The 24,353-nt window shown below is 66.7% G+C and carries 29 protein-coding genes and 1 riboswitch; of the genes, 20 read left to right on the top strand and 9 right to left on the bottom strand.

The annotated features are described in order from the left end of the window. Positions 1 to 25: 25 nt before the first annotated feature. On the bottom strand, positions 26 to 796 hold the full coding sequence (locus tag GH660_RS14935; RefSeq protein ID WP_153147482.1) for a glycosyltransferase family 2 protein: 771 nt from the start codon (positions 794 to 796) through the stop codon (positions 26 to 28). On the opposite strand from GH660_RS14935, the gene waaC reads away from it, so the two are divergent. Together waaC and waaA are read left to right on the top strand one after the other, a co-directional pair. Continuing rightward, the gene (gene waaC / locus GH660_RS14930) at positions 759 to 1,790 is read left to right on the top strand and encodes a lipopolysaccharide heptosyltransferase I (RefSeq protein ID WP_228276518.1); all 1,032 of its coding nucleotides are present in this window, start codon (positions 759 to 761) and stop codon (positions 1,788 to 1,790) included. The genes GH660_RS14935 and waaC overlap by 38 nt on opposite strands. Then, positions 1,787 to 3,040: a lipid IV(A) 3-deoxy-D-manno-octulosonic acid transferase gene (gene waaA / locus GH660_RS14925; RefSeq protein ID WP_153147540.1), complete on the top strand. Its 1,254-nt coding sequence runs from the start codon at positions 1,787 to 1,789 to the stop codon at positions 3,038 to 3,040. Before waaC ends, waaA begins: the two co-directional genes overlap by 4 nt. Here the strand turns inward: waaA and GH660_RS14920 are convergent. From GH660_RS14920 to GH660_RS14905, 4 genes are read right to left on the bottom strand one after another with little or no spacing between them, the layout of a single operon-like run. Further along, a complete protein-coding gene (locus tag GH660_RS14920; RefSeq protein WP_153147481.1) occupies positions 3,030 to 4,358 on the bottom strand; it encodes a TolC family outer membrane protein in 1,329 nt (442 codons plus the stop codon). The two genes, waaA and GH660_RS14920, sit on opposite strands and share 11 nt — an antisense overlap. A 7-nt stretch (positions 4,359 to 4,365) precedes the next feature. Then, a complete protein-coding gene (locus GH660_RS14915) occupies positions 4,366 to 4,689 on the bottom strand; it encodes a rhodanese-like domain-containing protein (protein WP_153147480.1) in 324 nt (107 codons plus the stop codon). Next, the gene (locus tag GH660_RS14910; RefSeq protein WP_153147479.1) at positions 4,689 to 5,342 is read right to left on the bottom strand and encodes a protein-L-isoaspartate O-methyltransferase; all 654 of its coding nucleotides are present in this window, start codon (positions 5,340 to 5,342) and stop codon (positions 4,689 to 4,691) included. The genes GH660_RS14915 and GH660_RS14910 overlap by 1 nt, the downstream gene beginning before the upstream one ends. Before the next feature lie 60 nt (positions 5,343 to 5,402). After that, positions 5,403 to 6,035 carry a TetR/AcrR family transcriptional regulator gene (locus GH660_RS14905; RefSeq protein WP_153147478.1) on the bottom strand — a complete coding sequence of 211 codons (633 nt, stop codon included), beginning with the start codon at positions 6,033 to 6,035 and terminating at the stop codon, positions 5,403 to 5,405. A gap of 172 nt (positions 6,036 to 6,207) precedes the next feature. Beyond that, positions 6,208 to 6,303, top strand: a riboswitch (TPP riboswitch). Positions 6,304 to 6,344: 41 nt separating this feature from the next. On the opposite strand from GH660_RS14905, the gene thiC reads away from it, so the two are divergent. The 14 genes from thiC (at position 6,345) to mgtE (ending at position 19,567) form a co-directional block, all read left to right on the top strand. Next, positions 6,345 to 8,261: a phosphomethylpyrimidine synthase ThiC gene (thiC, locus tag GH660_RS14900; protein ID WP_153147477.1), complete on the top strand. Its 1,917-nt coding sequence runs from the start codon at positions 6,345 to 6,347 to the stop codon at positions 8,259 to 8,261. Positions 8,262 to 8,506: 245 nt separating this feature from the next. Then, positions 8,507 to 9,052, top strand: coding sequence for a Spy/CpxP family protein refolding chaperone (locus tag GH660_RS14895; RefSeq protein WP_153147476.1), 546 nt, complete (start codon positions 8,507 to 8,509; stop codon positions 9,050 to 9,052). A gap of 113 nt (positions 9,053 to 9,165) precedes the next feature. Then, the gene (locus GH660_RS14890; RefSeq protein ID WP_153147475.1) at positions 9,166 to 9,873 is read left to right on the top strand and encodes a response regulator transcription factor; all 708 of its coding nucleotides are present in this window, start codon (positions 9,166 to 9,168) and stop codon (positions 9,871 to 9,873) included. A gap of 1 nt (position 9,874) precedes the next feature. Next, positions 9,875 to 10,951, top strand: coding sequence for an ATP-binding protein (locus tag GH660_RS14885; RefSeq protein ID WP_153147474.1), 1,077 nt, complete (start codon positions 9,875 to 9,877; stop codon positions 10,949 to 10,951). 115 nt (positions 10,952 to 11,066) lie between these two features. After that, positions 11,067 to 11,633 carry an antitoxin Xre/MbcA/ParS toxin-binding domain-containing protein gene (locus tag GH660_RS14880; protein WP_153147473.1) on the top strand — a complete coding sequence of 189 codons (567 nt, stop codon included), beginning with the start codon at positions 11,067 to 11,069 and terminating at the stop codon, positions 11,631 to 11,633. Beyond that, entirely contained in the window at positions 11,633 to 12,100 is a 468-nt protein-coding gene (locus GH660_RS14875) for an RES family NAD+ phosphorylase (protein WP_153147472.1), read from the top strand. The genes GH660_RS14880 and GH660_RS14875 overlap by 1 nt, the downstream gene beginning before the upstream one ends. 10 nt (positions 12,101 to 12,110) lie before the next feature. Further along, the gene (locus GH660_RS14870; protein ID WP_153147471.1) at positions 12,111 to 12,353 is read left to right on the top strand and encodes a YkgJ family cysteine cluster protein; all 243 of its coding nucleotides are present in this window, start codon (positions 12,111 to 12,113) and stop codon (positions 12,351 to 12,353) included. A gap of 30 nt (positions 12,354 to 12,383) precedes the next feature. Then, a complete protein-coding gene (locus GH660_RS14865; RefSeq protein ID WP_153147470.1) occupies positions 12,384 to 13,208 on the top strand; it encodes an undecaprenyl-diphosphate phosphatase in 825 nt (274 codons plus the stop codon). Next, complete coding sequence (locus GH660_RS14860; RefSeq protein ID WP_194266327.1) at positions 13,193 to 13,762, top strand: YqiA/YcfP family alpha/beta fold hydrolase; 570 nt, start codon at positions 13,193 to 13,195, stop codon at positions 13,760 to 13,762. Before GH660_RS14865 ends, GH660_RS14860 begins: the two co-directional genes overlap by 16 nt. Positions 13,763 to 13,769: 7 nt before the next feature. Then, positions 13,770 to 15,674, top strand: a complete 1,905-nt coding sequence (locus GH660_RS14855; RefSeq protein ID WP_153147469.1) for a ribonuclease catalytic domain-containing protein — start codon at positions 13,770 to 13,772, stop codon at positions 15,672 to 15,674. After that, positions 15,671 to 16,549, top strand: a complete 879-nt coding sequence (locus GH660_RS14850; RefSeq protein WP_228276510.1) for an energy transducer TonB — start codon at positions 15,671 to 15,673, stop codon at positions 16,547 to 16,549. Before GH660_RS14855 ends, GH660_RS14850 begins: the two co-directional genes overlap by 4 nt. Beyond that, a complete protein-coding gene (gene aroE, locus GH660_RS14845) occupies positions 16,546 to 17,370 on the top strand; it encodes a shikimate dehydrogenase (RefSeq protein WP_153147468.1) in 825 nt (274 codons plus the stop codon). The genes GH660_RS14850 and aroE overlap by 4 nt, the downstream gene beginning before the upstream one ends. Then, on the top strand, positions 17,367 to 18,062 hold the full coding sequence (gene mtgA / locus GH660_RS14840; RefSeq protein ID WP_153147467.1) for a monofunctional biosynthetic peptidoglycan transglycosylase: 696 nt from the start codon (positions 17,367 to 17,369) through the stop codon (positions 18,060 to 18,062). The genes aroE and mtgA overlap by 4 nt, the downstream gene beginning before the upstream one ends. 62 nt (positions 18,063 to 18,124) lie before the next feature. Continuing rightward, positions 18,125 to 19,567: a magnesium transporter gene (mgtE, locus tag GH660_RS14835; RefSeq protein WP_153147466.1), complete on the top strand. Its 1,443-nt coding sequence runs from the start codon at positions 18,125 to 18,127 to the stop codon at positions 19,565 to 19,567. A 45-nt stretch (positions 19,568 to 19,612) separates the two neighbouring features. Here mgtE and sugE read toward each other — a convergent pair whose 3' ends face one another. Genes sugE through GH660_RS14815 form a run of 4 tightly spaced genes read right to left on the bottom strand, consistent with a single transcriptional unit; the run spans position 19,613 to position 22,707 of the window. Further along, positions 19,613 to 19,951: a quaternary ammonium compound efflux SMR transporter SugE gene (gene sugE / locus GH660_RS14830; RefSeq protein WP_153147465.1), complete on the bottom strand. Its 339-nt coding sequence runs from the start codon at positions 19,949 to 19,951 to the stop codon at positions 19,613 to 19,615. Then, entirely contained in the window at positions 19,948 to 21,231 is a 1,284-nt protein-coding gene (gene hemL / locus GH660_RS14825; protein ID WP_153147464.1) for a glutamate-1-semialdehyde 2,1-aminomutase, read from the bottom strand. Before hemL ends, sugE begins: the two co-directional genes overlap by 4 nt. Next, entirely contained in the window at positions 21,228 to 21,860 is a 633-nt protein-coding gene (gene thiE, locus GH660_RS14820) for a thiamine phosphate synthase (RefSeq protein WP_153147463.1), read from the bottom strand. Before thiE ends, hemL begins: the two co-directional genes overlap by 4 nt. Beyond that, a complete protein-coding gene (locus tag GH660_RS14815; RefSeq protein ID WP_153147462.1) occupies positions 21,850 to 22,707 on the bottom strand; it encodes a hydroxymethylpyrimidine/phosphomethylpyrimidine kinase in 858 nt (285 codons plus the stop codon). Before GH660_RS14815 ends, thiE begins: the two co-directional genes overlap by 11 nt. Positions 22,708 to 22,824: 117 nt before the next feature. On the opposite strand from GH660_RS14815, the gene GH660_RS14810 reads away from it, so the two are divergent. The 4 genes from GH660_RS14810 to GH660_RS14795 all read left to right on the top strand — a co-directional run bounded on the left by GH660_RS14810 (position 22,825) and on the right by GH660_RS14795 (position 24,343). Then, positions 22,825 to 22,977 carry a rubredoxin gene (locus GH660_RS14810; RefSeq protein WP_255478846.1) on the top strand — a complete coding sequence of 51 codons (153 nt, stop codon included), beginning with the start codon at positions 22,825 to 22,827 and terminating at the stop codon, positions 22,975 to 22,977. 96 nt (positions 22,978 to 23,073) lie between these two features. After that, on the top strand, positions 23,074 to 23,445 hold the full coding sequence (locus GH660_RS14805) for a PleD family two-component system response regulator (protein WP_153147537.1): 372 nt from the start codon (positions 23,074 to 23,076) through the stop codon (positions 23,443 to 23,445). A 14-nt stretch (positions 23,446 to 23,459) separates the two neighbouring features. Next, complete coding sequence (locus GH660_RS14800; RefSeq protein ID WP_153147460.1) at positions 23,460 to 23,825, top strand: response regulator transcription factor; 366 nt, start codon at positions 23,460 to 23,462, stop codon at positions 23,823 to 23,825. Positions 23,826 to 23,830: 5 nt separating this feature from the next. Further along, positions 23,831 to 24,343 (top strand): chemotaxis protein CheW, encoded by a 513-nt coding sequence (locus GH660_RS14795; RefSeq protein WP_153147459.1) that lies wholly within the window; start codon positions 23,831 to 23,833, stop codon positions 24,341 to 24,343. Positions 24,344 to 24,353 lie beyond the last annotated feature (10 nt).

The following is a 24,353-nucleotide window of genomic DNA, read 5'->3' as shown; positions in this document are numbered from 1 at the left end:
GGTCTCTTGCAGGAAAGTCCGGATTTTACCGCAGCGCAGCATCGGAATTCTGGCGCTCCAGCATTTTGGAATATTTCATGAAGCTGTTGAAACAGCCGATGGCGATGTGGATCAGTCCCGGCAGGCCGTCGCGGAAGCCCTGCCGGATGAAGTAGAACTTGACGAAACGGACCACCGGGCTGAAGGCGATGCGCGCGAAGCTCGCCCGCTTGCCGGCGGCCAGTGCCATCTCGGCGGCCAGCGTCGTATAGCGGTTCTGCTTGGTCAGGTAGGCGGCCAGTGATTCGGCCGAGTCGTGCAGCAGGTCGCCGCGCAATTCGCCGACGCTGCCTTCCGTCTCGACCTTTTCATGCACCGCGTCGTCCGACCAGCGGGCCTGGCGGCGGTCGAACAGGCGCAGGCTCCAGTCCGGATAGCCCTCGCCGTGCCGCAGGTAGCGGCCGAGAAAGCGGTTGCGGCGGGGAAAGCGGAACGCTGCGGTCGACGGGTTTTTCAGGGCATTTTCGATGGTGGCCTGCAGTTCCGGCGTCACCCGCTCGTCGGCGTCGAGGCAGAGCACCCAGTCATTGCGCGCCGCATTGACCGCGAATTGCTTCTGGCGCCCGAAACCGAGCCATTCCTGCTGCAGCACCCGCGCCCCGCAGCGCACGGCCAGCGCCGGCGTGCCATCCGAGCTGCCGGAATCGACAACGACGATTTCGTCGGCGAAGCGCGCGCTCTGCAGGCAGGCCTCCAGCTGCGCGGCCGCGTTGAGCGTGATGACGACGACGGAGAGCGGCTGGCGCGTGGCGGGCATCTATAATTGCGGCTTCGAAAAGTCGTCATTTTATCTGCCGATGCGCATCCTGCTCGTGAAAACTTCCTCGCTCGGTGACGTAATTCACAACCTGCCGGTGGTCGGCGACATCCGCCGGCATTTTCCCGAGGCGACGATCGACTGGTGCGTCGAGGAGGGTTTCGCCGCCATTCCGCGCCTGCATCCGGCGGTCGACGAGGTTATCCCGGTCGCCGTCCGGCGCTGGCGCAAGGCGCTGTTCGCGGCACGGACCTGGCGGGAATTCGCCACCTTCCGGACGCAGATGCAGCGCAACGCCTACGATGCAATCATCGACACCCAGGGCTTGCTGAAGAGCGCCCTGATCGCCCGTCGCGCGCGCGGGCCGGTTTCCGGCTACGCCGCCGATTCGGCGCGCGAACCGCTGGCGGCCCGTCTTTACCATCGCCGCTTCAGCGTGCCGAGCGGCGAACACGCGGTGCGCCGCAATCGCCAGCTGGCCGCCGCCGCCCTCGGCTACGCCGTCACCGGCGATGCGGATTACGGCATTGCGGCGCCCGCCGCGTCGTTCGCCTGGCTCCCGGCGCGTCCGTACGTGGTTTTCCTGACGGCGACCAGCCGCGACGACAAGCTGTGGCCGGAGGCGCACTGGATCACGCTCGGCCGGCAGCTGCAGGCGCTCGGTTATGGCGTGGTGCTGCCCGCCGGCAATGCCGTGGAGCGCGAGCGCGCCGCCCGGCTGGCGGCCGCGATCGGCGATTCCGTCGCCGCCCCGCCCCTGGCGATCGGCGAGCTTGCCGCGCTGCTGGCCGGCGCGCGGGCGGTGGTCGGCGTCGATACCGGTCTGAGCCACCTCGCGGTGGCGCTGGCGACGCCGACCGTGGCCCTCTATGTCGCCACCGACCCCGGCCTGACCGGCGTTCTCGGCAGCGGCTTCCACCGCAACCTGGGCGGCAGGGGGCAGATGCCGGCGCCCGCCGCGGTGCTCGCCGAACTGCAACCGGTCCTCGCCTGATGGCCCGCCTGCTCTACAGTCTCGTCCTCTATCTGGCGACGCCGCTGATCCTGCTGCGCCTGCTCTGGCGGGCGCGCAGGCAGCCGGAGTATCTGCGCCACCTCGGCGAGCGCTGGGGGTTCTATCGGACGCCGGCGCCGGCGCCGGTCATCTGGGTGCACGCCGTGTCGGTCGGCGAGACGCGCGCTGCCCAGCCGCTGATCGACGCCCTGCAGGCGGCGTGGCCGGCGCACCGCATCGTGCTCACCGCCATGACGCCGACCGGCCGCGCCGCCGGCGCCGAGGTCTATGGCGAGCGCGTCGTTCAGGCCTATTTGCCTTATGACTACCCGGCTGCGGTCGACCGCTTTTTTCGGCACTTTTCCCCGCAGTTCGGCGTGCTGATGGAAACCGAAATCTGGCCCAACCTGCTGGCCGGCGCCAGGGCCCGGAGGGTGCCGGTGCTCCTCGCCAACGCCCGCCTGTCGGCGCGCTCGGCGCGCGGCTACGGCCGCCTAGCGGCGCTGGCGCGGCCGGCCTTCGCCGCCCTGCGCGCCGTCGCCGCGCAGACGCCCGGCGACGGCGAGCGGATCGCCGCGCTGGGAGCGGGCCGCGTCGAGGTTTGCGGCAACCTCAAGTTCGACGTCACGCCCGATCCGGAGAAGATCGCCCTCGGCCGGACCTGGCGGGAAGCGCTCGGCGGGCGCCCGGTCTGGCTGGCCGCCAGCACGCGCGAGGGCGAGGAGGAGTTGGTGATTGCCGCCTGGCGCCGGGTCGCCGTGCCGGGGGCGCTGCTGGTGCTGGTGCCGCGCCATCCGCAGCGCTTCGGCGAGGTGGCGGCGCTGCTGGCGCGCGAGGGCATCGCTTTCGTCCGGCGCAGCGCCGGCCTGCCGGGACCGGAAACGCAGGTCTGGCTGGGCGACAGCATGGGTGAAATGGCGGCCTATTACAGTGTCGCCGACCTCGCCTTCATCGGCGGCAGCCTGTTGCCGCTCGGCGGACAGAACCTGATCGAGGCCGCGGCCTGCGGTTGCCCGACGCTGGTCGGGCCGCACACCTTCAATTTCCTGCAGGCGACGGCCGATGCCATCGCCGCCGGCGCGGCGCGACGGGTGGCCGATGTGGCGGAACTGGCGGCGGCCGTCGAGGGCACGCTGGGAGATGCTGCGGAGCTGAGGAAAATGCGGGTCGCCGCCCTGGACTTCGCCGATGCCCATCGCGGCGCCACCGCGCGGACGGTGGCGCTGATCCGCGCGGCGCTTACTGCGTAGCGGCGGGGTCGAGCAGGGCGTTGGCTTCCAGCACGTCGTCCTCGCTCAGGGTGCCGACCGCCGCCTTCAGCCTGAACTGCGACATCAGGGTGTCGAGGACGGCCTTCGCCAGGTCGCGGCGGGTCACGTAAACCTGGTTGTCGGCGTTGAGCACGTCGATGTTGATGCGCACGCCGACTTCGAAGCCCAGGCGGTTGGATTCGAGCGACGACTGCGACGAGATCAGCGCGGCCCTGAGGGCGCGTACCTGCGCTAGCCCGTTGGTGGCGCCGAGGTAATGCTGGCGGGCGGATAGCGCCGAGTTGCGGCGGATCTGCTCGAGCGTCGATTCGGCGGCGGCACGATTGGCGCTCGCCTCGCTCTGGCGGGAGACGACCAGGCCGCCCTGGAAAATCGGCAGGTTGAGCTGGACGCCGACATTCTGGAAGTCAGTTTCGAGCATGCCGGCGGCTGTTGACGCGAAGGCCGTCGACGATCCCTTGTTGGCGACCAGGTCGATCGTCGGGTAGTGCCCGGCGCGCTGGCGGTCGACTTCGCGGCTGGCGATTTCCACCGCCGCGGTCTGGATCTGGACGTTGATGTTGTCCTTCTCGGCGGCGGCAACCCATTGCTTCATGTCGGCCGGTTGCGGCTGCGGGATTTCCGCATTCCGGCGCAGCGGCGCGAGCGCGCCTGGCTCCCGGCCGATGATCGCCTGCAGGGTGCGCTGCCTGACTTCGAGGTCGCTCTCGGCGGCAATTTCCTGCGCCGTCGCCAGGTCGAAACGGGCCTGTGCTTCCTGGGCATCGACGATGGTCGACGTGCCGACCTCGAAATTGCGCTTGGCGGATTCGAGCTGCTGCTCGATGGACAGCTTGTTGGCGCGCACCGCCTTGAGGTTTTCGTTGGCGTAGAGCACGTCGAAATAACCCTGGGCGACACGCAGGATCAAATCCTGCCCGGCCTGGACGAAGCTGGCCTCGGCCTGGGCGACCTGAAACTTCGACTGGTCGTAGGCGATCCAGTTCTGCCAGCGGAACAGGGGCTGGCTCAAGGTCACGGTATAGCCGTTGCTGTTGAAACGCGGATTGTAGGTGGTGCCGCCGTTGCGCAGATAGAGGTCGTTATCGTTCCACGTGGTATTGGCGCCTACCGACAGCGTCGGCAGGAGGCCGGCGCGCGCCTGCGGGGTCTTCTCGCGCCCGGCGTCGAGCGTCGCGCGAGCGGCCGCATAGGCGGCATCGTTTTCCCGCGCCTCGCGGTAGATCTGCATCAGGTCCGCCGCCCATAGCGGGGAGGCGAACAGGGAGGTGGCCAGCAACGGAACGAATCTTTTCATGGGATGCTCAATAGCGCGGCAGGTTGGGGTCGACTTCGCAGGCCCAGGCGTCGATGCCGCCCTGGAGGTTGAAGAGGGTTGCATAGCCCTGGCGCTCGAGGAACATCGCGACCTGCATGCTGCGCCCGCCATGATGACAGATGGCAATGATCTCGTCATTCTTGCTGAGCTCGGACAGGCGCATCGGCACGGTGTGCATCGGCATGTGGAGCGAGCCTGGCAGGCTGCACAGCGTGAATTCCCATGGCTCGCGGACATCCAGCAGGACGGGCTTGCGGCGGCTGTCGTCGGACAGCCAGTCGGCCAGTTGTCGCGGGCGGATCTGCTGCATCAGAACGAGAATCCGGGTTTCGACTCGCCGCCGTCGAGGGGCGGAACGACGGTTTCGAACAGGTTGATCGTGTTGTAGACGCCCTCGGTGCTGCAGGTGATCAACTGGGCTTCCATGACCGGCGCTTCGCCGACGATGACGGCCAGGCGGCCGCCGACGCGCAGCTGCTTGAGGAGGGCGGCCGGCAGGACGGGGAGCGAGCCGGAAACGACGATGGCGTCGTAGGGTCCGCGCTGCGACCAACCGTTGGCGCCATTGCCGACTTCGACCGTGACGTTGGCGATGCCGGCGCGTTCCAGGTTCTGGCGGGCGAACTCGGCCAGTTCGGGACGCGACTCGACGGTGACCACATGCTCGGCGCGGGCGGCCAGCAGGGCGGCCATGTAGCCGCTGCCGGTGCCGATCTCCAGCACCTTGTCGCTCTTCCTGATGCCGAGTTCCTGCAACAACCGGGCCTCAACGCGCGGGGCCAGCATGACCTGGCCGCTGCCGATGGGGATTTCCATGTCGGCGAATGCCAGGTTGCGGTAGGCGGCAGGCACGAAGTCCTCGCGCTTGACGACGAAAAGCAGGTCGAGAACCTGCGGATCCAGAACCTCCCAGGGACGGATCTGCTGCTCGATCATGTTGAAGCGTGCTTGCTCGATGTTCATTTGGGTCTCCGCAGGCTTAATATTAGCATGAGCTAATATATTCGTTCCGACAAATCAAAATTATACCCGAGGATGCTGCAGGCCTTGGCGCAGGATATCCATGTGGATTGCCAGGTATTGCCGCGGGTCGGCCTGCTTGCTCTGGCAGGAGCCCATCGAGAAACGCCAGATCAGCAGCATCAGCAGCGGCGCGATGATGACTTCTATGGTCGTCTCGATATCCATGCGCCGAAACTCGCCGCTGGCCATGCCGCGCTCCAGCGCCGCGCCGACCAGCGCCCGGCCGCGGCGGATCACGTTTTCGTAGTAGAACTGCGCAATTTCCGGGAAGTTGCGTGCTTCGGCGATCATCAGCTTGGGAATTCCGGCGAAATCGGTTTCGCCGATCCGCGCCCACCAGTTTTCGAGCAGGCGCTCCAGGAGGTCGAAGGCGCTGCCTGCGTGGCGGGCGGCAATCGCTTCCGCCTCGGCGACCACCGGGATGATGCCCTCCTGGATCACTGCCTTGAACAGCGCTTCCTTGCTGTCGAAATAGAGATAGAGCGTGCCTTTCGAGACGCCGGCGCGCAGCGCCACCTCTTCCAGTCGGGTGGCGGCGAAGCCCTTTTCGACGAACAGTCCGAGCGCCGCGGCTGTCAGTTCCGACGGGCGTGCTTCCTTGCGGCGTTTTCTGGGCGGTGCTTCGCAGATCATGGGCGGCATGCTTAATGACTTTTCAGTCAGTAAATTACCACCGCGACGGAACGAGGGTCAACGTCCGTCGCCGGTCGCCCCGTCCGCGGCGCCGGCTGGCCGCCGGAATTCGGCCGTTCCGCCAGGTCGACCGCGCCGCCTTGCGTTTTTCCTGTCCTTCCAGTAACTTGCAGCCACTTGTTAGGGGTGTCCGCCGGCCGGCGGGCTGAGAAATACCCTTCGAACCTGACCGGGTCATGCCGTCGTAGGGAAACGAACTTTGTCGCTCCTTGCACGTCTCACCCCGATGCACCCATGCTTGGAGCCACAATGAACGCCAAAGATACCTTCCTCGCCGCCAACGCCCACGTCGACGAGGCGGCAGTCCAGCCGCTGCCCAATTCCCGCAAGATCTACGTTCAAGGTTCGCGGCCGGACCTCCGGGTGCCGATGCGCGAGGTCGCCCAGGCCGACACGCCGACCGCTTTCGGCGGCGAGCAGAATCCGCCGATCTACGTTTATGACTGTTCCGGTCCCTATTCCGATCCGGCGGCGCGCATCGACATCCGTTCCGGCCTGCCGGCGTTGCGTGCCCAATGGATCGCCGAGCGCGGCGATACCGAGCAACTGGCTGACCTGAGTTCCGAATTCGGCCGCAAGCGCGCCGCCGACCCGGCGCTCGACGAGTTGCGCTTCCCCGGCCTGCACCGCAAGCCGCTGCGCGCCAAGGCCGGCCGGAACGTCTCGCAGATGCACTACGCCCGCCAGGGCATCATCACGCCGGAGATGGAGTTCGTGGCGATCCGCGAGAATAACAATCGCCGCGCCTACCTCGAATCGCTGCGGTCGACCGGTCCGCAAGGCGAAAAACTGGCCAAGCTGCTCGGCCGCCAGCACCCGGGCCAGCATTTCGGCGCCAGCCTGCCGGAGGAAATCACGCCGGAGTTCGTGCGCGACGAGATCGCCCGCGGCCGCGCCATCATCCCCAACAACATCAACCACCCGGAAAGCGAACCGATGATCATCGGTCGCAATTTCCTGGTCAAGATCAACGCCAACATCGGCAATTCGGCGCTCGGTTCCAGCATCCAGGAGGAGGTCGAGAAGATGACGTGGTCGATCCGCTGGGGCGGTGACACGGTGATGGATTTGTCCACCGGCAAGAACATCCACGAGACGCGCGAGTGGATCATCCGCAACTCGCCGGTGCCGATCGGCACGGTGCCGATCTACCAGGCGCTGGAAAAGGTCAATGGCAAGGCTGAAGACCTGACCTGGGAAATCTTCCGCGACACGCTGATCGAACAGGCCGAGCAGGGCGTCGACTACTTCACCATCCACGCCGGCGTGCTGCTCCGCTACGTGCCGCTGACCGCCAACCGGATGACCGGTATCGTCAGCCGCGGCGGCTCGATCATGGCCAAGTGGTGCCTGGCGCACCACAAGGAAAGCTTCCTCTACACCCACTTCGAGGAAATCTGCGAAATCATGAAGGCCTACGACGTCGCCTTCAGCCTCGGCGATGGCCTGCGTCCCGGCTCGATCTACGACGCCAACGACGAAGCCCAACTCGGCGAACTCAAGACCCTCGGCGAACTGACCCAGATCGCCTGGAAGCACGACGTGCAGGTGATGATCGAAGGCCCCGGCCATGTGCCCATGCACATGATCAAGGAGAACATGGATCTCCAACTCGAGTATTGCGACGAGGCCCCGTTCTACACCCTTGGCCCGCTGACCACCGACATCGCGCCGGGCTACGACCACATCACCAGCGGCATCGGCGCCGCGATGATCGGCTGGTACGGCACCGCCATGCTCTGCTACGTGACGCCCAAGGAACACCTCGGCCTGCCCGACAAGGACGACGTCAAGGAAGGCATCATCACCTACAAGCTCGCCGCGCACGCCGCCGACCTCGCCAAGGGCCACCCCGGCGCGCAGATTCGCGACAACGCGCTGTCCAAGGCGCGCTTTGAATTCCGCTGGGACGACCAGTTCAACCTCGGCCTCGACCCGGACAAGGCGCGCGAATTCCACGACGAAACCCTGCCCAAGGAATCGGCCAAGGTCGCCCACTTCTGCTCGATGTGTGGCCCGCACTTCTGCTCGATGAAGATCACGCAGGATGTGCGCGACTTTGCCGCGGCGCAGGGGCTGAACGAAGCCGAGGCGCTGGAGAAGGGGATGGAGGTCAAGTCCGTCGAGTTCGTGAAAGCCGGTGCCGAGGTTTACAGCAAGGTCTGAGTCCGGCCGGTTTGCGGGGCGGCAACGGAAAGGCGGCTGATTCAGCCGCCTTTTTGCTTGCCGGCGCCGGTTGCGGTCGACTGTCAAAAACGGCCGATTTTCGCGCCTCTCCCACGGTAACCGCCGGTTACCCGATTTACGTTCATTTACACGTGGTTAACTGCGCTTTACCGGGCCCGGGCAGATCATTCGTCCTGTCGCTCGCCCCCTTTCGGGGCGGCCAATCCGATCGAAAGGAAAAGGACATGAAGCTCAATTCTCACGGCAACATCAAGCGCCTGCTCGTCGCAGCCGGCGTCGCACTGGCGCTTCCGCTGACCGCGGCCGCCGTTCCCGGCGAGCGCGGAGGGCACCACGGGTGCGGCGGCGGATTTGCCGCGCATGGCGGGCCGGGCATGGGCGGCGAGATGATGCCGCCGCATCTGCGCGCCCTCAACCTGACCGAGGTACAGCGCGACAAGGTCTTCGAGATCATGCACGCCCAGGCCCCGGCCATGCGCGACAAGGCCAAGGCCTGGCGCAAGGCGGAAGACGAGCTGCGCGCATTGACCGCGGCGTCCGATTACAGCGATGCCAAGGCGCGCGCGCTGGCCGATAGCGCGGCGAAGGCGATGGCCGACATGACGCTGGCGCGGGCGAAGACCGAGCGCCAGGTGTTCGAGGTGCTGACACCCGAGCAGCGCAAGCAGCTGGCCGAGATGAAACCCGGCGAGCCGCGCGGTCGCGGCGACGGCCCGCGCGGTCCGCGCGGCATGGGTGGCGATGGCGGCATGCCGCCGCCGGGGCGCTGATCCGCCATACCTTCCAGACTATCTCCCCCTTGCCGGGACCGTTCGCGCGGCCCGGCTTTTTTCCTTGGCGTCGGCTCGGCTATGATCGGCGCGTCGCAACGAACTGGTAAACGATGACCAGCACTGCCCCCAACCTTCCTCATATCCTGCTCGTGGACGACGATGTCGAGCTCGCCGGCCTGTTGCGCGATTACCTGGTACGCGACGGTTTCACGGTGGAGGCCGTGCCGGATGGCGAAGCGGGTGTCGACGCCGCACTCTCCGGGCGTTTCGCCATCGTCGTCCTCGACGTGATGATGCCGGGCATCGGCGGCATCGAGGCCCTGCGCCGGATTCGCGCGGCGAGCACGGTGCCGGTGCTGATGCTGACGGCGCGTGGCGATGACTTCGACCGCATCGTCGGCCTCGAACTGGGGGCCGACGACTACGTGCCCAAGCCCTGCCTGCCGCGCGAGCTGGCGGCGCGCCTGCGCGCCATCCTGCGTCGCAGCCAGCAGGGTGGCGAACAGGCCGCGCAGGCGCCGCTGGTGGTCGGCCCGCTGACGGTGATGCCGGCGCAGCGGCGGGTCGAATGGGACGGTGCGTCGGTCGAGTTGACGAGCACCGAGTTCAACCTGCTGGAGGTGCTGGCGCGCAATGCCGGGCGCCCGGTGAGCAAGGCGGAATTGTCGGCGCAGGCGCTCGGCCGGCCGCTGGTGCGCTTCGACCGCAGCGTCGATGTCCATCTGTCGAGCATCCGCCACAAGCTGGGGCAGCTGCCCGGCGGCCGCTCGTGCATCCAGACCGTGTATCGGCAAGGCTACCAGTTGATCCGGGCGTGACATGGGGCGCCTGTTCTGGAAATTCTTCCTGTTCATCTGGCTGGCGCAAATGGCGGGGATCGTCGGCGTCGGCACCTATTTCTGGTTCGAGCGGCAGCAGGCCGAGCCGGCTGGCGCGGCGCGTCCCTTTGCCGGCCGGCCGGGCGACGACGCTCGTCCGCCGCCACCGCACCTGCGCCCGCCGCATCGGCCACGCCTGCCGGTGGCGCCGCTGCTCAGCGGGCTGCTTGTCAGCCTGGTCAGCGCCCTGGCGCTGGCGTGGTATTTCGCCAAGCCGATCCGCCATTTGCGGCGCGCCTTCGACGCGGCGGCGGGGGGCGACCTCGCGGTGCGCATCGGCGCCGGCATGGGCGGCCGGCGCGACGAACTCGCCGACCTCGGGCGCGATTTCGATCACATGACGGAACGTCTCGGGCTGCTGGTGGACGGCCAGAAACGCCTGTTGCACGACGTGTCCCACGAGATGCGCTCGCCGCTGGCGCGCCTGCAGGCGGCCATCGGTCTGGCGCGACAGCAGCCCGAGCAGCTCGAGAAAACGCTGGAACGCATCGAGCGCGAGGGCGAACGACTGGACCGGTTGGTCGACGAATTGCTCACCCTGTCCCGGCTCGAAGCCGGCGTGGCCGGCAAGGTCGAGGCGGTCGACATGCAGGAGCTGCTGGAAGGGATCGTCGAGGACGCCCGGTTCGAGGGGGTGGCCCGCCAGGTGGGCGTGGAGCTCGCGGCGAGCGCCCTGCCCGAGGTGCGCGCCAATCCCGAACTGCTGCATCGCGCCATCGAGAACGTCGTGCGCAATGCGCTGCGCCACTCGCCGACGGGTGGCGTGGTCCGCATCGAGGCCGGCGTGGCGGGGAACCGACTGCGCCTTTGCATCAGCGACCAGGGGCCGGGAGTGCCGGAGGCGGCCCTGGACATGATCTTCCGTCCATTCTTCCGCGGTGTCGGCCAGGGTTCGGGCGACGGCTACGGGCTCGGGCTGGCGATTGCCGAACGGGTGATCGTTGCGGTCGACGGTCGAATTCTGGCCAAAAACCGGGAATCTGGGGGACTGGCGGTCGAGATCGAACTGGCCGTGTGAGGCGCCGTCCAGTCGGCGCCGAAGCGGGAAGTCGGGGGCGACCGGCACTGGGGATGCGTTGCTGGGTCATTTGGACTACAATGAAAGCCCAAATGACCTAACAAGGAGATTGCTCATGGCGAAGGCAAGCATGCGCGGCGAGCCGGCAGACAAGCCTGCCTCCCTCGCCGGTTCCGCCGGCCCGCAGGCGCTCCGGGCTGAGCAGGCACGGGCGAATTATGCTGTTACGGCTGCTCCGCCGGTCGCGTCGATCGTCGCCCGGGGCGCGGCCGGGGCCTGGGTGCTCTATCGCGACCGTTTCCTGAGCAGCCCGGCGCAGGCCCAGATCAGCGAGATCCGCAAGGGGGCGCCGGCCAGCAACCTGATCGGTGCCGCCGAGGCCCTGCGCGTGCCGCGCGAGCGCGTTTATGAGCTGGTTGGCCTTTCGTCGTCGACCGCCAAGCGCAAGCTGACCCGGGACGAAACGCTCGATCCGCTGATGACCGAACGCCTGACCCGCATCGGTGCCATCGAAAAGCTGGCCGAGGATACCTTTGGCGATTCCGGGCTGGCCAGCGCTTGGCTGCAGGCCGACAATCTCGGCCTCGGCAACGTGACACCGCTGTCGATGCTGGATACCGAAATCGGTTGCCGCGAGGTGTCGCGGGTCCTGAACGCCATCGCCTACGGCGGCGCGGCTTGATGCGCGCCTGGCGCATCGCCAAGGCGCGCTACGCCCTTGACCGCAGCGGCGCCGGCGGCCTGGCGGACGGCGGACGCTGGCATGCACGGGGATTGCCGGTGATCTACGCCGGCCTCAGCGTGGAAATCTGCGCCCTGGAAAAGCTGGCGCATACGGGGACCTTCCTGCCCGCCGACCTGCAACTTGTCTCGCTTACCCTGCCCGACGAGGCCGCGCTCTACGAGACGGCGGACGCCGACGGCCTGCCCGGCTGGGACGCGATGCCGCCGGGCGCGGCGTCGATCGCCTTCGGCAGCGATTTCCTGCGCTCCGGGCGGGCGCTCGGGGTGATCGTCCCGTCGGCGATCGTCGCCGAGGCGCGCAACCTGGTCGTCAATCCGCTGCATCCGCGTTTTGCCGATGTCCGTTTCGCGGTCGAGCGGCCCTTCGTGTTCGATCGCCGGCTGCGGCCCGGCGGCGAGCACTGATCTGCCGCCCATGGAATGTCGTCCCGGCTGTGGCGCCTGCTGCATCGCGCCGTCGATCAGCTCGCTGCACAAGGCGGCCGGCCAGCCCTGCCGGCATCTCGACGCGTCGTTGCGCTGCACGATCTTCGGCCGTCCCGAGCGCCCGGCCTGCTGTTCGGGTCTCCAGCCATCGGCCGAAATGTGCGGGGCGTTGCGCGAACACGCGCTGTCCTGGCTCGCCGAACTCGAAGCGCTGACGCATCCGGGAGAGTAAAATGCGGCCTCCCAACCAAGGCCGCATTTCATGGACCCCATTCTTCTGCTCAAAGCCCTGATCCTCGGCATCGTCGAAGGGTTGACCGAATTCCTGCCGATCTCGTCGACCGGGCATCTGATTCTCGCCGGCGATTTGCTGGATTTCAACGACGATCGTGGCAAGTTGTTCGAAATTGTCATCCAGTCGGGCGCCATTCTCGCCGTCGTCTGGGAGTATCGCGAGCGCCTGCTGGGCGTCGCGCGCGGCGCCCTGAGCGACCGGGCGGCGCAGAAATTCATCCTCAACCTGTTCATCGCCTTTCTGCCGCTGGCGATCCTCGGGCTGGCCTTCGGCAAGGCGATCAAGGCCAACCTGTTCAACCCGATCGCCGTGGCGACGACCTTCATCCTCGGCGCCTTCGTCATCCTGTGGGCGGAGCGGCGCGACCACAGGATTCGCATCCAGAGCGTGGACGAGATGAGCATGGTCGACGCGCTGAAGATGGGCATCGCCCAGGCCTTCGCGCTGATTCCCGGCACCTCGCGCTCGGGCGCGACGATCATCGGCGGCCTGCTTTTCGGCCTCTCGCGCAAGGCGGCGACCGAGTTCTCGTTCTTCCTCGCCATTCCGACGCTCGGCGTGGCGACGGTCTACCAGCTCTACAAGGAGCGCGCCCTGCTCAACGCCGACGATATCGGCATGTGGGTGGTCGGCTTCGTGTCCGCCTTCGTGTCCGCCTTCCTGTGCGTGCGCTGGCTGCTGCGCTTCATTTCCAGCCACGATTTCACGCCCTTCGCCTGGTATCGCATCGCCTTCGGCATCGTCGTGCTGGCGACCGCCCACTTCGGCTGGGTGCAATGGACTGCCCACTGATCATCTACCTGCACGGCTTCTGTTCGTCGCCGGCGTCGTGGAAATCCCGGTTGCTCGCCGAATACATGGCCGGGCGCGGGCTGGCCGGGCATTTCGTCTGTCCGCAGCTGTCGCCGGTACCGGACGTGGCGGTGGCCGACGTCGGGTGCCTGATCGAAGCGGCCGGCGGCCCGGTCACGCTGGTCGGCAGCTCGCTCGGCGGGCATTACGCCAACCATCTGGCCGAAAAACATGGCCTGAATGCGGTCCTGATCAACCCTGCTGCGGTCGACCGCCTGGATGCGGCTAAATTCGTCGGCGACCATGCCAATTTCCACACCGGGGAAACCTTCTTCTTCAGCCAGGCGCACGCTGCGCAACTGCAGGCCCAGGTCGCCCGGCCAACGCCGGCGCGCTACTGGCTGCTGCTCGAGGAGGGCGATGAAGTTCTCGACTGGCGGCAGGCGGCGGATTTCTACGCGGGCTGCCGGCAAACGGTGCTGACAGGCGGCGACCACAGCTTCACGCGCTTTCCCGACTTCATGCCGCAAATCCTTGAATTCGCTGGGCTATAATCCGCCGATGAATGTATTGTTCGAAGAAGATGGCGGCTTCAAGGCCGGCAGCATCATGGCCGACAACGACAGCTCGTTGCAGGTCGAAATGCCCTCCGGCAAGCGCAGCAAGATCAAGGCGGCCACCGTGTTGTTGCGTTTCGAGAAGCCCTCGGCGCCGGCCCTGCTGGATCAGGCAACGCCGCTGGCCGAAGAGATCGAGGCGGATTTCCTGTGGGAGTGCGTGAGCGATGGCGAATTTTCGTTTCTTGATTTTGCCCGTGATTACTACGGACACGACCCCGCGCCGGTCGACGCGACGGCGGTGCTGCTGGCCCTGCACGCGGCGCCCGTCTATTTCCATCGCAAAGGCAAGGGGCGCTTCCGCAAGGCGCCTCCAGACATTCTCGCAGCTGCTCTGGCCAGTCTTGAAAAGAAGCGTCAGCAAGCCATCCAGGTCGAAGGCTGGATCGCCGCGCTGAAGGAATTTCGCCTGCCGCCGGAAATCGCGGCGCTGACCGACGCGCTGCTCTACGCACCGGACCGCAACCGGCCGGAAACCAAGGCTTTCGAGACCGCCTGCAGCGAAACCGGGCTGAGCGCCGCGCAACTGCTGTTCAAGTGCGGCGCCGTCAAGTCAGCCTACCACCTGCACTACCGCCGCTTCCTGCACGAGCAGTTTCCCAAGGGCACCGCCTTCCCGGCGCTGGCGGCGCCGCAGCTGCCGGACGACCTGCCGCGCGCCGACGTGCGTGCCTTCTCGATCGACGATGCCCATACCACCGAAATCGACGATGCGCTGTCGGTCGTCAAGCTGCCCGGCATCGGTTCACGCATCGGCATCCACATCGCGGCGCCCGGGCTGGCCATCGAGCACGGCTCGCCGCTCGACGGTGTGGCGCGCGCCCGCCTGTCGACCGTCTACATGCCCGGCAACAAGATCACCATGCTGCCCGACGCCGTGGTACAGAACTACACGCTGGCCGGCGGCGTCGATTGCCCGGCGGTGTCGCTCTACCTGACGGTCAGCGAGTCGCTGGAAATTCTTGACCACGAATCGCGGCTGGAGATGGTGCACATCGCCGCCAACCTGCGCCACCATGAAATCGAACCCTGGTTCAACGCGGAAACCATCAACGGCCCGCTGCCCGACCAGCCCTTCCGGGACGAACTGGTGCACCTCTGGCATTTCGCCAACGCCTGCGAAGGGCGGCGCGGCAAGCCCTCGGCGATGCAGGGCATCAACGACTACAACTTCGCCATCGCCGGCGACCTCGCCGACCCGGATGGGTGCACGGTCGACATTTCCGAGCGCAAGCGCGGCAGCCCGCTCGACAAGCTGGTGGCCGAACTGATGATCGTCGCCAACTCGACCTGGGGCGGCCTGCTCGCCGAGCGGAACGTCGCCTGCCTGTACCGCGCCCAGACGCAGGGCAAGGTGCGCATGACCACCTCGCCGCTGCCGCACGAAGGCCTCGGCGTGCCGCAATACGCCTGGATGACATCGCCGCTGCGCCGCTATTGCGACCTGGTCAACCAGTGGCAGCTGATCGCCTGCCTGCAGGGCGAGACGCCGGCCTTCGCCCAGAAGTCGGCGGAACTCTTCGCCGCCATGCGCGATTTCGAGCAAACCTACGCCGCCTACGCCGACTTCCAGCGCCTGATGGAGCGCTACTGGTGCCTGCGCTGGCTGCAACAGCACGGCGTGACGGAGATCGACGCGACCGTGCGCCGCGAGCAGCTGGTCAAGCTCGACCACCTGCCCCTGCTCCTGCGCGTGCCGTCGGTGCCCGCCGACCTCGGGCCGGGCCGGCGCCTGCGGCTGGCGGTCGAAACGATCGACCTGCTTGGCCCGGAAGTCAGTTGCCGCTATCTTTCTGTCCTGGATGAGGTCCTGCCCGAAGAGGCGGTCGAGGAGGAAGAAGAGCAGTGAGCGTCGCAGCGCTTTCCTGGCAACCGTTGGCTGCGGACAACCGCCGCCTGTGGCTGGCGATCGCCATTTCGCTGGCCGTGCACGGACTGTTGATGACGCTGCATTTCAGTTTTCCGGATGCCTCCAAGGCCATGCGCGACAAGGCGCTGGACATCATCCTGGTCAACGCCAAGTCGGCGAAGAAGCCGACCCACGCGCAGGCGCTGGCGCAGGCCAATCTCGACGGCGGCGGCAACACTGATGAGAACCGGCGCCTCAAGACGCCCCTGCCGCCGACGCCGCAGCAGACCGCGGGCACCGAGATCGAGCGCATGCAGCGCCGCATGCGCGAATTGGAAGTCGCCCAGCAGAAGATGCTGACCGAGGCCAAGTCGGCGCGCGCCGTCGCCGCCGCCCGCAATGCCGCCGAGCAGCCGGTGCCGTCGCCCACGCTCAGCGGTGCCGACCTCGCCGAGTCGGCGCGCGCGATGGCGCGCCTGGAAGGCGAAATCAACAAGAGCATGGACGAGTACAACAAGCGGCCGCGCAAGAAGAACATCGGCGCGCGCGCCGAGGAATACCGCTTCGCCCAGTACATCGAGGACTGGCGCCAGAAGGTCGAGCGCATCGGGACGCTGAACTACCCGGACGCGGCGCGCGGCAAGCTCTATGGTTCGCTGGTGCTGACCGTATCGCTCAACCACGACGGCAGCCTCAACCGTGTCGACATCAACCGCTCGTCGGGCTACAAGGTGCTCGATGACGCCGCCCGCCGCATCGTCCAGATGGCGTCGCCCTACTCGCCGTTTCCCCCGGACATCCGGCGCGATACCGACATTCTCGAAATCACCCGCACCTGGTATTTCACACAGGGCGATCAGCTCTCGGCAAAATGACCGACCGTTATTGCGTGCTGGGCAACCCGGTTGCCCATTCCCGGTCGCCGGCCATTCATGCGCAATTCGCCGCGCAATGCCGGCAGGACCTCGTCTATGAAGCCCTGCTGGCGCCGCTCGACGGCTTCGCCGAAACGGTGCGCGGCTTCATCGCCGCCGGCGGCAAGGGCGCGAACGTGACGGTGCCGTTCAAGGAAGAGGCGTTCCGTCTGAGCACCCGCCTGAGCGCCCGCGCCGAACGGGCGGGCGCGGTCAATACACTGGCCTTCGCGGGGCGCGAAATCTACGGCGACAATACCGACGGCGCCGGTCTGGTGCGCGACATCGAGGCCAACCTCGCCTTTCCGCTGGCCGGCAAGCGCATCCTCCTGCTTGGCGCCGGTGGCGCCGCGCGCGGCGTGATCGCGCCGCTGCTGGCCGACGCTCCGGCCAGCCTGTTCGTTGCCAACCGCACCGCCGACAAGGCGGCGGCCCTGGCCCGGCAGTTTTCCGACATCGCTGCGGTCGACGCAGGAAATTTCGCCGAAATCGCCGGCAATTGCTTCGATATCGTGATTAACGCCACGTCGGCCAGTCTTTCCGGCGCGGCCTTGCCGCTACCGGCCGGCATTTTCGCGCCGGGCAGCCTCGCCTACGACATGATGTACGGCAAGGGCGAGACGCCGTTTTTGGCGCTGGCCCGCGAACAGGGTGCCGCCCGGCGGGCCGACGGCCTCGGCATGCTGGTCGAGCAGGCGGCCGAAGCCTTCCTCGTCTGGCGCGGGGTGCGCCCGGACAGCGCGCCGGTTCTCGCCGCCCTGCGCGCACAACTGGCGGCATGAGGCACCTGGGCCGCTGGCTCAAGTGGGGATTGCTCGGCCTGATCGGCCTTTTCGTCGTCTGGCAGTTGTGGCTGCTCGGCTGGGTACTGCTGTGGAAGTGGGTCGATCCCGGAACCACGCGCTTCATGGAAATCCGCCTCGCCGAACTGCGGGTCAGGAATCCCGAGGCCCAGCTCAAAAAGCAGTGGGTTCCCTACGAGCGCATCTCGCCGCACCTCAAGCGCGCCATCATCGCCTCAGAGGATGCCAAGTTCGTCGATCATGAAGGCTTCGACTGGGAAGGCATCCAGAAAGCGATGGAAAAAAACCAGAAGAAGGGGCGCTTCGTCGCTGGCGGATCGACCATCAGCCAGCAACTGGCGAAAAACCTGTTTCTGACGCCGACCAAGTCGTATTTCCGCAAGGCCGAGGAGGCCATCATCACGTTGATGCTGGAAAACCTGTGGAGCAAGCGGCGGATTTTCGAGGTTTACCTGAATGTGATCGAATGGGGCAACGGCGTTTTCGGCGCCGAGGCGGCGGCGCGCCATTATTTTGGTGTCGGTGCCGGCCAGTTGGGGCCGGAACAGGCGGCCAAACTGGCGGGCATGGTGCCGAATCCGCGTTATTACGACCGTAATCGCGGGGCGCCGGGGCTGGCGCGCAAGACGGCGATCATTCTGGCCCGTATGCCGGCCGCCGAAGTGCCCTGATTTTGTAAGAACCCCGACATTCGCCCGGTGCTAGAATGGCGCTCCTCTTGCGGCGCTGCACCATGAGCGAAGAAAACCAGATTGCCGACACCGAAGACCTGCAGGAGCGCCTCGCCGAGGTGCAGGTCCTGCTCGCGCGGCACAAGCTGGTCGAGGATCTGGTTCACCGCCAGGAGGGGCCGCGCCACGACTTGGTCGAGGACATCGTCCACAAGCAGCACCTGAACGAACTGCAGACCAAGCTCGCGCCGATGCACCCGGCAGACATCGCCTACATCCTCGAGGCGCTGCCACCCGACGAGCGCCTGATTGCCTGGAACCTGGTCAAGTCCGAGCGCGAAGGCGAAATCCTGCTCGAAGTCTCGGATGCGGTACGCGAAACGCTCATCGACTCGATGGAGCGTACCGAACTGGTGGCGGCGGCCGAAACCCTCGATGCCGACGAACTCGCCGACCTCGTTCCCGACCTGCCACACGATGTCGTCGCCGACGTCTTCCAGTCGCTGTCGGTCGAGGAGCGCGAGCAGCTGCGGGCGGCGATGTCCTATCCTGAGGACTCGGTCGGCTCGATCATGGATTTCGAGATGGTCACCGTCCGCGAGGACGTGACGCTCGAAGTCGTGCTGCGCTACCTGCGCCGCTTCGACGAACTGCCCGACCATACCGACCAGCTGTTCGTGGTCGACCGCGAGGAACACCTCAAGGGCGTCCTGCCGCTCAACATCCTGCTGGTCAACGAGGTCGAGGACGAGGTCGGCGCCCTGATGCAGACCGAGTTCGTCGAACTCGAACCCGACGATCTGGCCGAAGAGGCCGCCAAGGCCTTCGAGCGCTATGACCTCGTCTCGGCGCCAGTCGTTGACCGGGATGGCAAGCTGGTCGGCCGCGTCACCGTCAATGCGGTGGTGGATTTCATTCGCGAGGAAGCCGAGAGCGAACAGCTGGCGCAGGCCGGTCTGCGCGAGGAGGAGGACATCTTCGCCTCGGTCTGGGATTCGGTGAAGAACCGCTGGGCCTGGCTGGCGATCAACCTGGTGACTGCCTTCGTCGCCTCGCGGGTGATCGGCGCCTTCGAGGACTCGATCGAAAAACTCGTGGCGCTCGCCGCGCTGATGCCCATCGTCGCCGGTATCGGCGGCAACTCGGGCAACCAGACGATCACCATGATCGTGCGCGCCATCGCCATGGGCCAGGTCCAGCCCGACGCGGCGCGCCGGCTGCTGCGCAAGGAACTCGGCGTCGCGACCATCAATGGCCTGATCTGGGGCGGCCTGCTCGGCATCGCCGCCTGGTGGCTCTACGGCAGCTTCAAGCTCGGCGTCGTGATGACCTCGGCGATGACGCTCAACCTGTTGCTGGCGGCCTCGGCCGGTGTCGGCATCCCGCTGCTGCGACAGAAGTTTGGCGCCGACCCGGCGGTCGGCGGCTCGGTGATGATCACCGCCCTGACCGATTCCGGCGGCTTCTTCATCTTTCTCGGGCTGGCGACGCTGTTCCTGATGTAGCGCAGGCTTTGAAAATCGGCCTTTTTTCGCCGTCGACCGCAGCAGTCAGTGAGTGTCCGGCGTCAGCAGCTTGAGGCCGACGATGCCGGCGACGATCAGCCCGATGCTGACCAGGCGCGCGACCTCGCGCGATTCGCCGAACAGGAGGATGCCGAGGATCGCCGTGCCGACGGCGCCGATGCCGGTCCACACGGCGTAGGCGGTGCCCAGCGGCAGCACCTTCAGCGACCAGCCGAGCAGCACGACACTGGTGACCATGGCGACCAGCGTCGCCGCCGATGGCCCGAGGCGGCTGAAACCCTCGGTGTATTTGAGCCCGACCGCCCAGCCGATCTCGCACAGCCCGGCCACGAGGAGGACGATCCAGGCGGCGCCGCTGCTCATTTCAGGCTGGCGAAGTACGCTTCGGCGGCAGCCACGGTCGACGCGATGTCGGCGTCGCCGTGCGCGGCGGAAACGAAGCCGGCCTCGAAGGCCGACGGCGCGAAATAGTGGCCGGCGTCGAGCATGGCGTGGAAGAAGCGGTTGAAGGCGTCTTTGTCGCAGGCCAGCACGGCGTCGTAGGTGGCGGGGCAGCTTTCGGCGAAATAGAGGCCGAACATGCCGCCGAAGTTCTGCGCCGCGAAGGCGACACCATGTTTCTTCGCCGCGGCGACCAGGCCATCGCACAGCGACTTGGTCTTCGCGGTCAACGCTTCGTAGAAACCCTCTTCCTGGATCAGCTTCAACGTCGCCAGGCCGGCGGCGACCGCCACCGGATTGCCGGACAGCGTGCCGGCCTGGTAGACCGGGCCGAGCGGGGCGATCTTTTCCATGATTTCGCGCTTGCCGCCGAAGGCGCCGAGCGGCATGCCGCCGCCGACGACCTTGCCGAAGGTGGACAGGTCCGGCGTGATGCCGAACAGGCCCTGGGCGCTCCTGAGGTCGACGCGGAAGCCGGTCATCACCTCGTCGAAAATCAGCACGGCGCCGTGTTTCGTGCACAACGCGCGCATCGCTTGGAGGAATTCCGGCGTCGGCGCGATCAGGTTCATGTTGCCGACGACCGGCTCGACGATCACGGCGGCGATCCGGTCGCCATGTTGGGCGAAGGCGTCGGCCAGCTGCTGCGCATCGTTGTAGGCGAGCACCATGGTGTGCTGCGCCAGATCGGCCGGCACGCCGCCGGACGACGGGTTGCCGAACGTCAGTGCGCCCGAGCCGGCCTTGACCAGCAGGCTGTCCGAATGGCCGTGGTAGCAACCCTCGAACTTGACCAGCACGTCGCGCCCGGTGTGGCCGCGCGCCAGGCGGATGGCGCTCATCGTCGCCTCGGTGCCGGAAGAAACCAGGCGGACCATGTCCATCGACGGCACCAGTTCGCACAGGAGGTCGGCAATCTCGACCTCCTTCTCGGTCGGGGCACCGAAGGACAGGCCGTTTTCGGCGGCGGCGCGGACCGCCGCGATGACTTCCGGGTGGGCGTGGCCAAGGATCATCGGCCCCCACGAGCCGACGTAGTCGACGTACCAGTTGCCGTCGGCGTCCTGCACCTTGGGGCCGACGCCCTTGCGGATGAAGCAGGGGGTGCCGCCGACCGAGCGGAAGGCGCGGACCGGCGAATTGACACCGCCGGGGATGTGGCGCTGGGCGCGTTCGAACAGTTGCTGGTTGCGGGAAGTCATGTGCTGTGCTCCTCGAAGAGTCGTTGATAGGCGGCCGCCCGGGCCGCGATGTCCGGGGCGTCGAACAGGTCGCTGATGACGGCGAGCAGGTCGGCGCCGGCGGCGATCAGCGGGGGCGCGTTGGCGAGCGTGATGCCGCCGATGGCGCAGGTCGTTGCGGTCAGCGCCGTCTTGGCCTGGAAAAACAGGTCGACCGCAGCCAGCGGGGCATGCGGCTTGGTCGGCGACGGATGCACGGCGCCGAAGGCGAGATAGTCGGCGCCGGCCGCTGCTGCGCGTTCGGCTGCGGCGAAGTCGGCGTAGCATGAGGCGCCGAGAATCCTGTCGGGGCCGAGCATGGCGCGGGCGGCGGCAAGGCAGCTGTCGTCGCGCCCGAGGTGCACGCCGTCGGCATCGACCAGGGCGGCCAGCGCGAGGTCGTCGTTGATCAGGAGCCGGGCACCGTAGCGGCGGGTCAGGGCACGCAGGGCGCGGGCGCGGGCGACGCGCTCGGGCATGGCGCTGACCTTGTCGCGGAACTGGACGAGATGGCAGCCGCCGGCCAGGGCGGCTTCGACGGCAGCGAGCAGGCGCCCGCCGTCGGCGCGCTCGGGCGTGATGGCGTAGAGGCCGCGCAGTCTATGGGCCATCGGCTTTCGCGTCGGTCGCCGCCGGCTCGTCGCCCTCGCCGCGCGCCCAGAAGAAGCGGTCGGGAATGAACTGCCCCATGCCGGGCCGGAAGCCGTTGGCCAGCGTCTGCCAGGTGTAGTCCTGGGCGTCGCGCACGGCATCCTCGATGCTCGCCCCGCCGGCGATGCAGCCGGCGATGGCCGAGGCCAGCGTGCAGCCGGAGCCGTGGTAGCTGCCGGGCAGCCTTTCCCAGCGGTCGCGGCGGATGACGCCCTCCGGGCCGTACAGCGTGTTGAAGACCTGCGGCGTGTTTTCGTGCGTGCCGGTGATCAGCACGTACTGCGCGCCCATGTCGATCAGACGGCGGGCGCAGACGTCGACCGACGGCTCGCCGTCGTCCTCGTCGCTTTCGGCCAGCCGTCGGGCCTCGGGGGCGTTGGGCGTGAGCAGCGTGGTCTGCGGCAGCAGCATTTCACGCATCGCCGAGATGATCTCCTCGCCGGACAGTTCGTCGCCACGGCCGGAGGCGAGGACCGGGTCGAAGATCAGCGGTACGTCGGGGTAGTCGGAGAGGATCTCGGCCACCGCCACGACGTTTTCGACGCTGCCCAGCACGCCGATCTTGAAGGCGGCCACCTGCATGTCCTCCAGCAGCACCCGGGCCTGGCTTTCCAGCAGGTCGGCGGCGACCGGGTGCACGCTGTCGACCCCGACGGTGTCCTGCACGGTGACTGCCGTCAACGCGGTCAGCGGATGACAGCCGAGGCTGGCCAGCGTCAGGAGGTCCGCCTGGATGCCGGCACCGGCGGTCGGATCACTGGCGGCGAAGACGAGAACGAGCGGCGGCGTGGGGGTTCTGGCGTTCATGGATTGCCGCTCAGGTGACGAACAAGGCGGCGATTGGGTAAGATGGGGCGGATTTTATCCGAATCCGGTTGCCGGCAATGTCCCGAAATGAGCGAAGAAAACGACTACAAGACCTGGATGTGCCTGATCTGCGGTTTCATGTACGACGAGGCGGCCGGTCTGCCCGACGAGGGCCTCGCGCCGGGAACCCGCTGGGACGATGTGCCGATGAACTGGGTCTGTCCCGAATGCGGGGCGCGCAAGAGCGATTTCGAGATGGTGGAAATTTGACTACAGCGTAGTATGATACGCCGCTAGAATAGCCTCCTGACGAGGGGTAAGGGGACTTAATTGGCTGACTTAAGCAGGCTGCGTGACGTCAAGGTGATGGTCATTGACGACAGCAATACGATCCGGCGGAGCGCGGAGATATTTCTCGTGCAGGCCGGATGTCAGGTCGTGCTCGCCGAGGACGGCTTCGATGCACTGGCGAAAATCGCCGATCATCAGCCGAAGATCATCTTCTGCGACATCATGATGCCGCGCCTCGACGGCTATCAGACCTGTTCCCTGATCAAGAAGAACCCGCGCTTCAAGTCGACGCCGGTGATCATGCTGTCCTCGAAGGATGGTCTGTTCGACCGCGCCCGTGGCCGCATGGTTGGTTCCGACCAGTATCTGACCAAGCCATTCACCAAGGACAGTCTGTTGCAGACGGTCGCCATGTTCGCAGCACCGGCTGCTTCCGAAATTTCATAAAGGCTGGAGTACCAATGCCCGTAAAAAATATTCTCGTAGTCGACGATTCCCCCACGGAGCGTTTTTTTGCCACCGACCTGCTGACCAAGGCCGGCTACCAGGTCAGCACCGCCGAAAACGGTGAAGAAGGGATCGCCAAGGCCAAGGCGACCAAGCCCGACCTGATCCTGATGGATGTCGTGATGCCCGGGCTCAATGGCTACCAGGCGACCCGCACCCTCACGCGCGACGAGGAGACCAAGAATATTCCGGTCATCGTCTGCACCACGAAAGGCCAGGAAACCGACAAGATCTGGGGTTTGCGCCAGGGGGCCGCGGACTACATCGTCAAGCCGGTCAATCCGGAAGAACTGTTGAAGAAAATCGCGGCGTTGCCCTGACCCGAATGGCCAAGAAAACCAGTCTTCGGGATTTTCAGGCGTATCTTGCCGGCCGCCTGACGACCGCCGCGCAGGGGCGCGGCGCTTCTTCATGGCTGGGCATGCGGGTGGGCGAGGAAAACTGGCTGATCGATCTTTCGGACAGCGGCGAAATCGTCCAGGCGTTGAAGCTGACGCCGGTTCCCCTGACCCGGCCCTGGTTCGCCGGCATCGCCAACATTCGCGGCAGCCTGCATGCCGTGGCGGATTTCTCCGTTTTTTGCGGAGGGGCGCCGACACCGCGGAACAACAACACCCGTTTGCTGCTGGTTGGTAGCAAGCACGGCTCCAATGCGGCGCTGCTGGTCACCCGCATGCTGGGCCTGAAGAATCCGGAAGATTTCAGCGCGGAGCCGGCAGACCCGGCAGCGCCGGCCTGGGGGGCGGTGCGCTACGCGGACGGTCAGGGCGACATCTGGCGCAAACTCTCGGTGCGCGACCTGCTCGCCGATAACGATTTCATGAATATTGGCGTCTGATCATTGCAGA

Source organism: Dechloromonas sp. H13 (assembly GCF_009469615.1).
Lineage (GTDB): Bacteria > Pseudomonadota > Gammaproteobacteria > Burkholderiales > Rhodocyclaceae > Azonexus.
This window is presented reverse-complemented; position numbering and strand designations above follow the sequence as displayed.

Coding starts and splice junctions, on each gene's coding strand:
- hemL (WP_153147464.1), bottom strand. CDS start 21,231: ATGACTTCCCGCAACCAGCAACTGTTCGAACGCGCCCAGCGCCACATC.
- GH660_RS14815 (WP_153147462.1), bottom strand. CDS start 22,707: ATGAACGCCAGAACCCCCACGCCGCCGCTCGTTCTCGTCTTCGCCGCC.
- GH660_RS14795 (WP_153147459.1), top strand. CDS start 23,831: ATGGCCAAGAAAACCAGTCTTCGGGATTTTCAGGCGTATCTTGCCGGC.
- GH660_RS14905 (WP_153147478.1), bottom strand. CDS start 6,035: ATGATCTGCGAAGCACCGCCCAGAAAACGCCGCAAGGAAGCACGCCCG.
- GH660_RS14920 (WP_153147481.1), bottom strand. CDS start 4,358: ATGAAAAGATTCGTTCCGTTGCTGGCCACCTCCCTGTTCGCCTCCCCG.
- GH660_RS14915 (WP_153147480.1), bottom strand. CDS start 4,689: ATGCAGCAGATCCGCCCGCGACAACTGGCCGACTGGCTGTCCGACGAC.
- mtgA (WP_153147467.1), top strand. CDS start 17,367: ATGAGGCACCTGGGCCGCTGGCTCAAGTGGGGATTGCTCGGCCTGATC.
- GH660_RS14810 (WP_255478846.1), top strand. CDS start 22,825: ATGTGCCTGATCTGCGGTTTCATGTACGACGAGGCGGCCGGTCTGCCC.
- GH660_RS14870 (WP_153147471.1), top strand. CDS start 12,111: ATGGAATGTCGTCCCGGCTGTGGCGCCTGCTGCATCGCGCCGTCGATC.
- GH660_RS14935 (WP_153147482.1), bottom strand. CDS start 796: ATGCCCGCCACGCGCCAGCCGCTCTCCGTCGTCGTCATCACGCTCAAC.
- GH660_RS14800 (WP_153147460.1), top strand. CDS start 23,460: ATGCCCGTAAAAAATATTCTCGTAGTCGACGATTCCCCCACGGAGCGT.
- mgtE (WP_153147466.1), top strand. CDS start 18,125: ATGAGCGAAGAAAACCAGATTGCCGACACCGAAGACCTGCAGGAGCGC.
- GH660_RS14855 (WP_153147469.1), top strand. CDS start 13,770: ATGAATGTATTGTTCGAAGAAGATGGCGGCTTCAAGGCCGGCAGCATC.
- sugE (WP_153147465.1), bottom strand. CDS start 19,951: ATGAGCAGCGGCGCCGCCTGGATCGTCCTCCTCGTGGCCGGGCTGTGC.
- GH660_RS14890 (WP_153147475.1), top strand. CDS start 9,166: ATGACCAGCACTGCCCCCAACCTTCCTCATATCCTGCTCGTGGACGAC.
- thiC (WP_153147477.1), top strand. CDS start 6,345: ATGAACGCCAAAGATACCTTCCTCGCCGCCAACGCCCACGTCGACGAG.
- GH660_RS14805 (WP_153147537.1), top strand. CDS start 23,074: ATGGTCATTGACGACAGCAATACGATCCGGCGGAGCGCGGAGATATTT.
- GH660_RS14875 (WP_153147472.1), top strand. CDS start 11,633: ATGCGCGCCTGGCGCATCGCCAAGGCGCGCTACGCCCTTGACCGCAGC.
- GH660_RS14895 (WP_153147476.1), top strand. CDS start 8,507: ATGAAGCTCAATTCTCACGGCAACATCAAGCGCCTGCTCGTCGCAGCC.
- GH660_RS14865 (WP_153147470.1), top strand. CDS start 12,384: ATGGACCCCATTCTTCTGCTCAAAGCCCTGATCCTCGGCATCGTCGAA.
- thiE (WP_153147463.1), bottom strand. CDS start 21,860: ATGGCCCATAGACTGCGCGGCCTCTACGCCATCACGCCCGAGCGCGCC.
- aroE (WP_153147468.1), top strand. CDS start 16,546: ATGACCGACCGTTATTGCGTGCTGGGCAACCCGGTTGCCCATTCCCGG.
- GH660_RS14880 (WP_153147473.1), top strand. CDS start 11,067: ATGGCGAAGGCAAGCATGCGCGGCGAGCCGGCAGACAAGCCTGCCTCC.
- waaC (WP_228276518.1), top strand. CDS start 759: ATGACGACGACGGAGAGCGGCTGGCGCGTGGCGGGCATCTATAATTGC.
- GH660_RS14910 (WP_153147479.1), bottom strand. CDS start 5,342: ATGAACATCGAGCAAGCACGCTTCAACATGATCGAGCAGCAGATCCGT.
- GH660_RS14885 (WP_153147474.1), top strand. CDS start 9,875: ATGGGGCGCCTGTTCTGGAAATTCTTCCTGTTCATCTGGCTGGCGCAA.
- GH660_RS14860 (WP_194266327.1), top strand. CDS start 13,193: ATGGACTGCCCACTGATCATCTACCTGCACGGCTTCTGTTCGTCGCCG.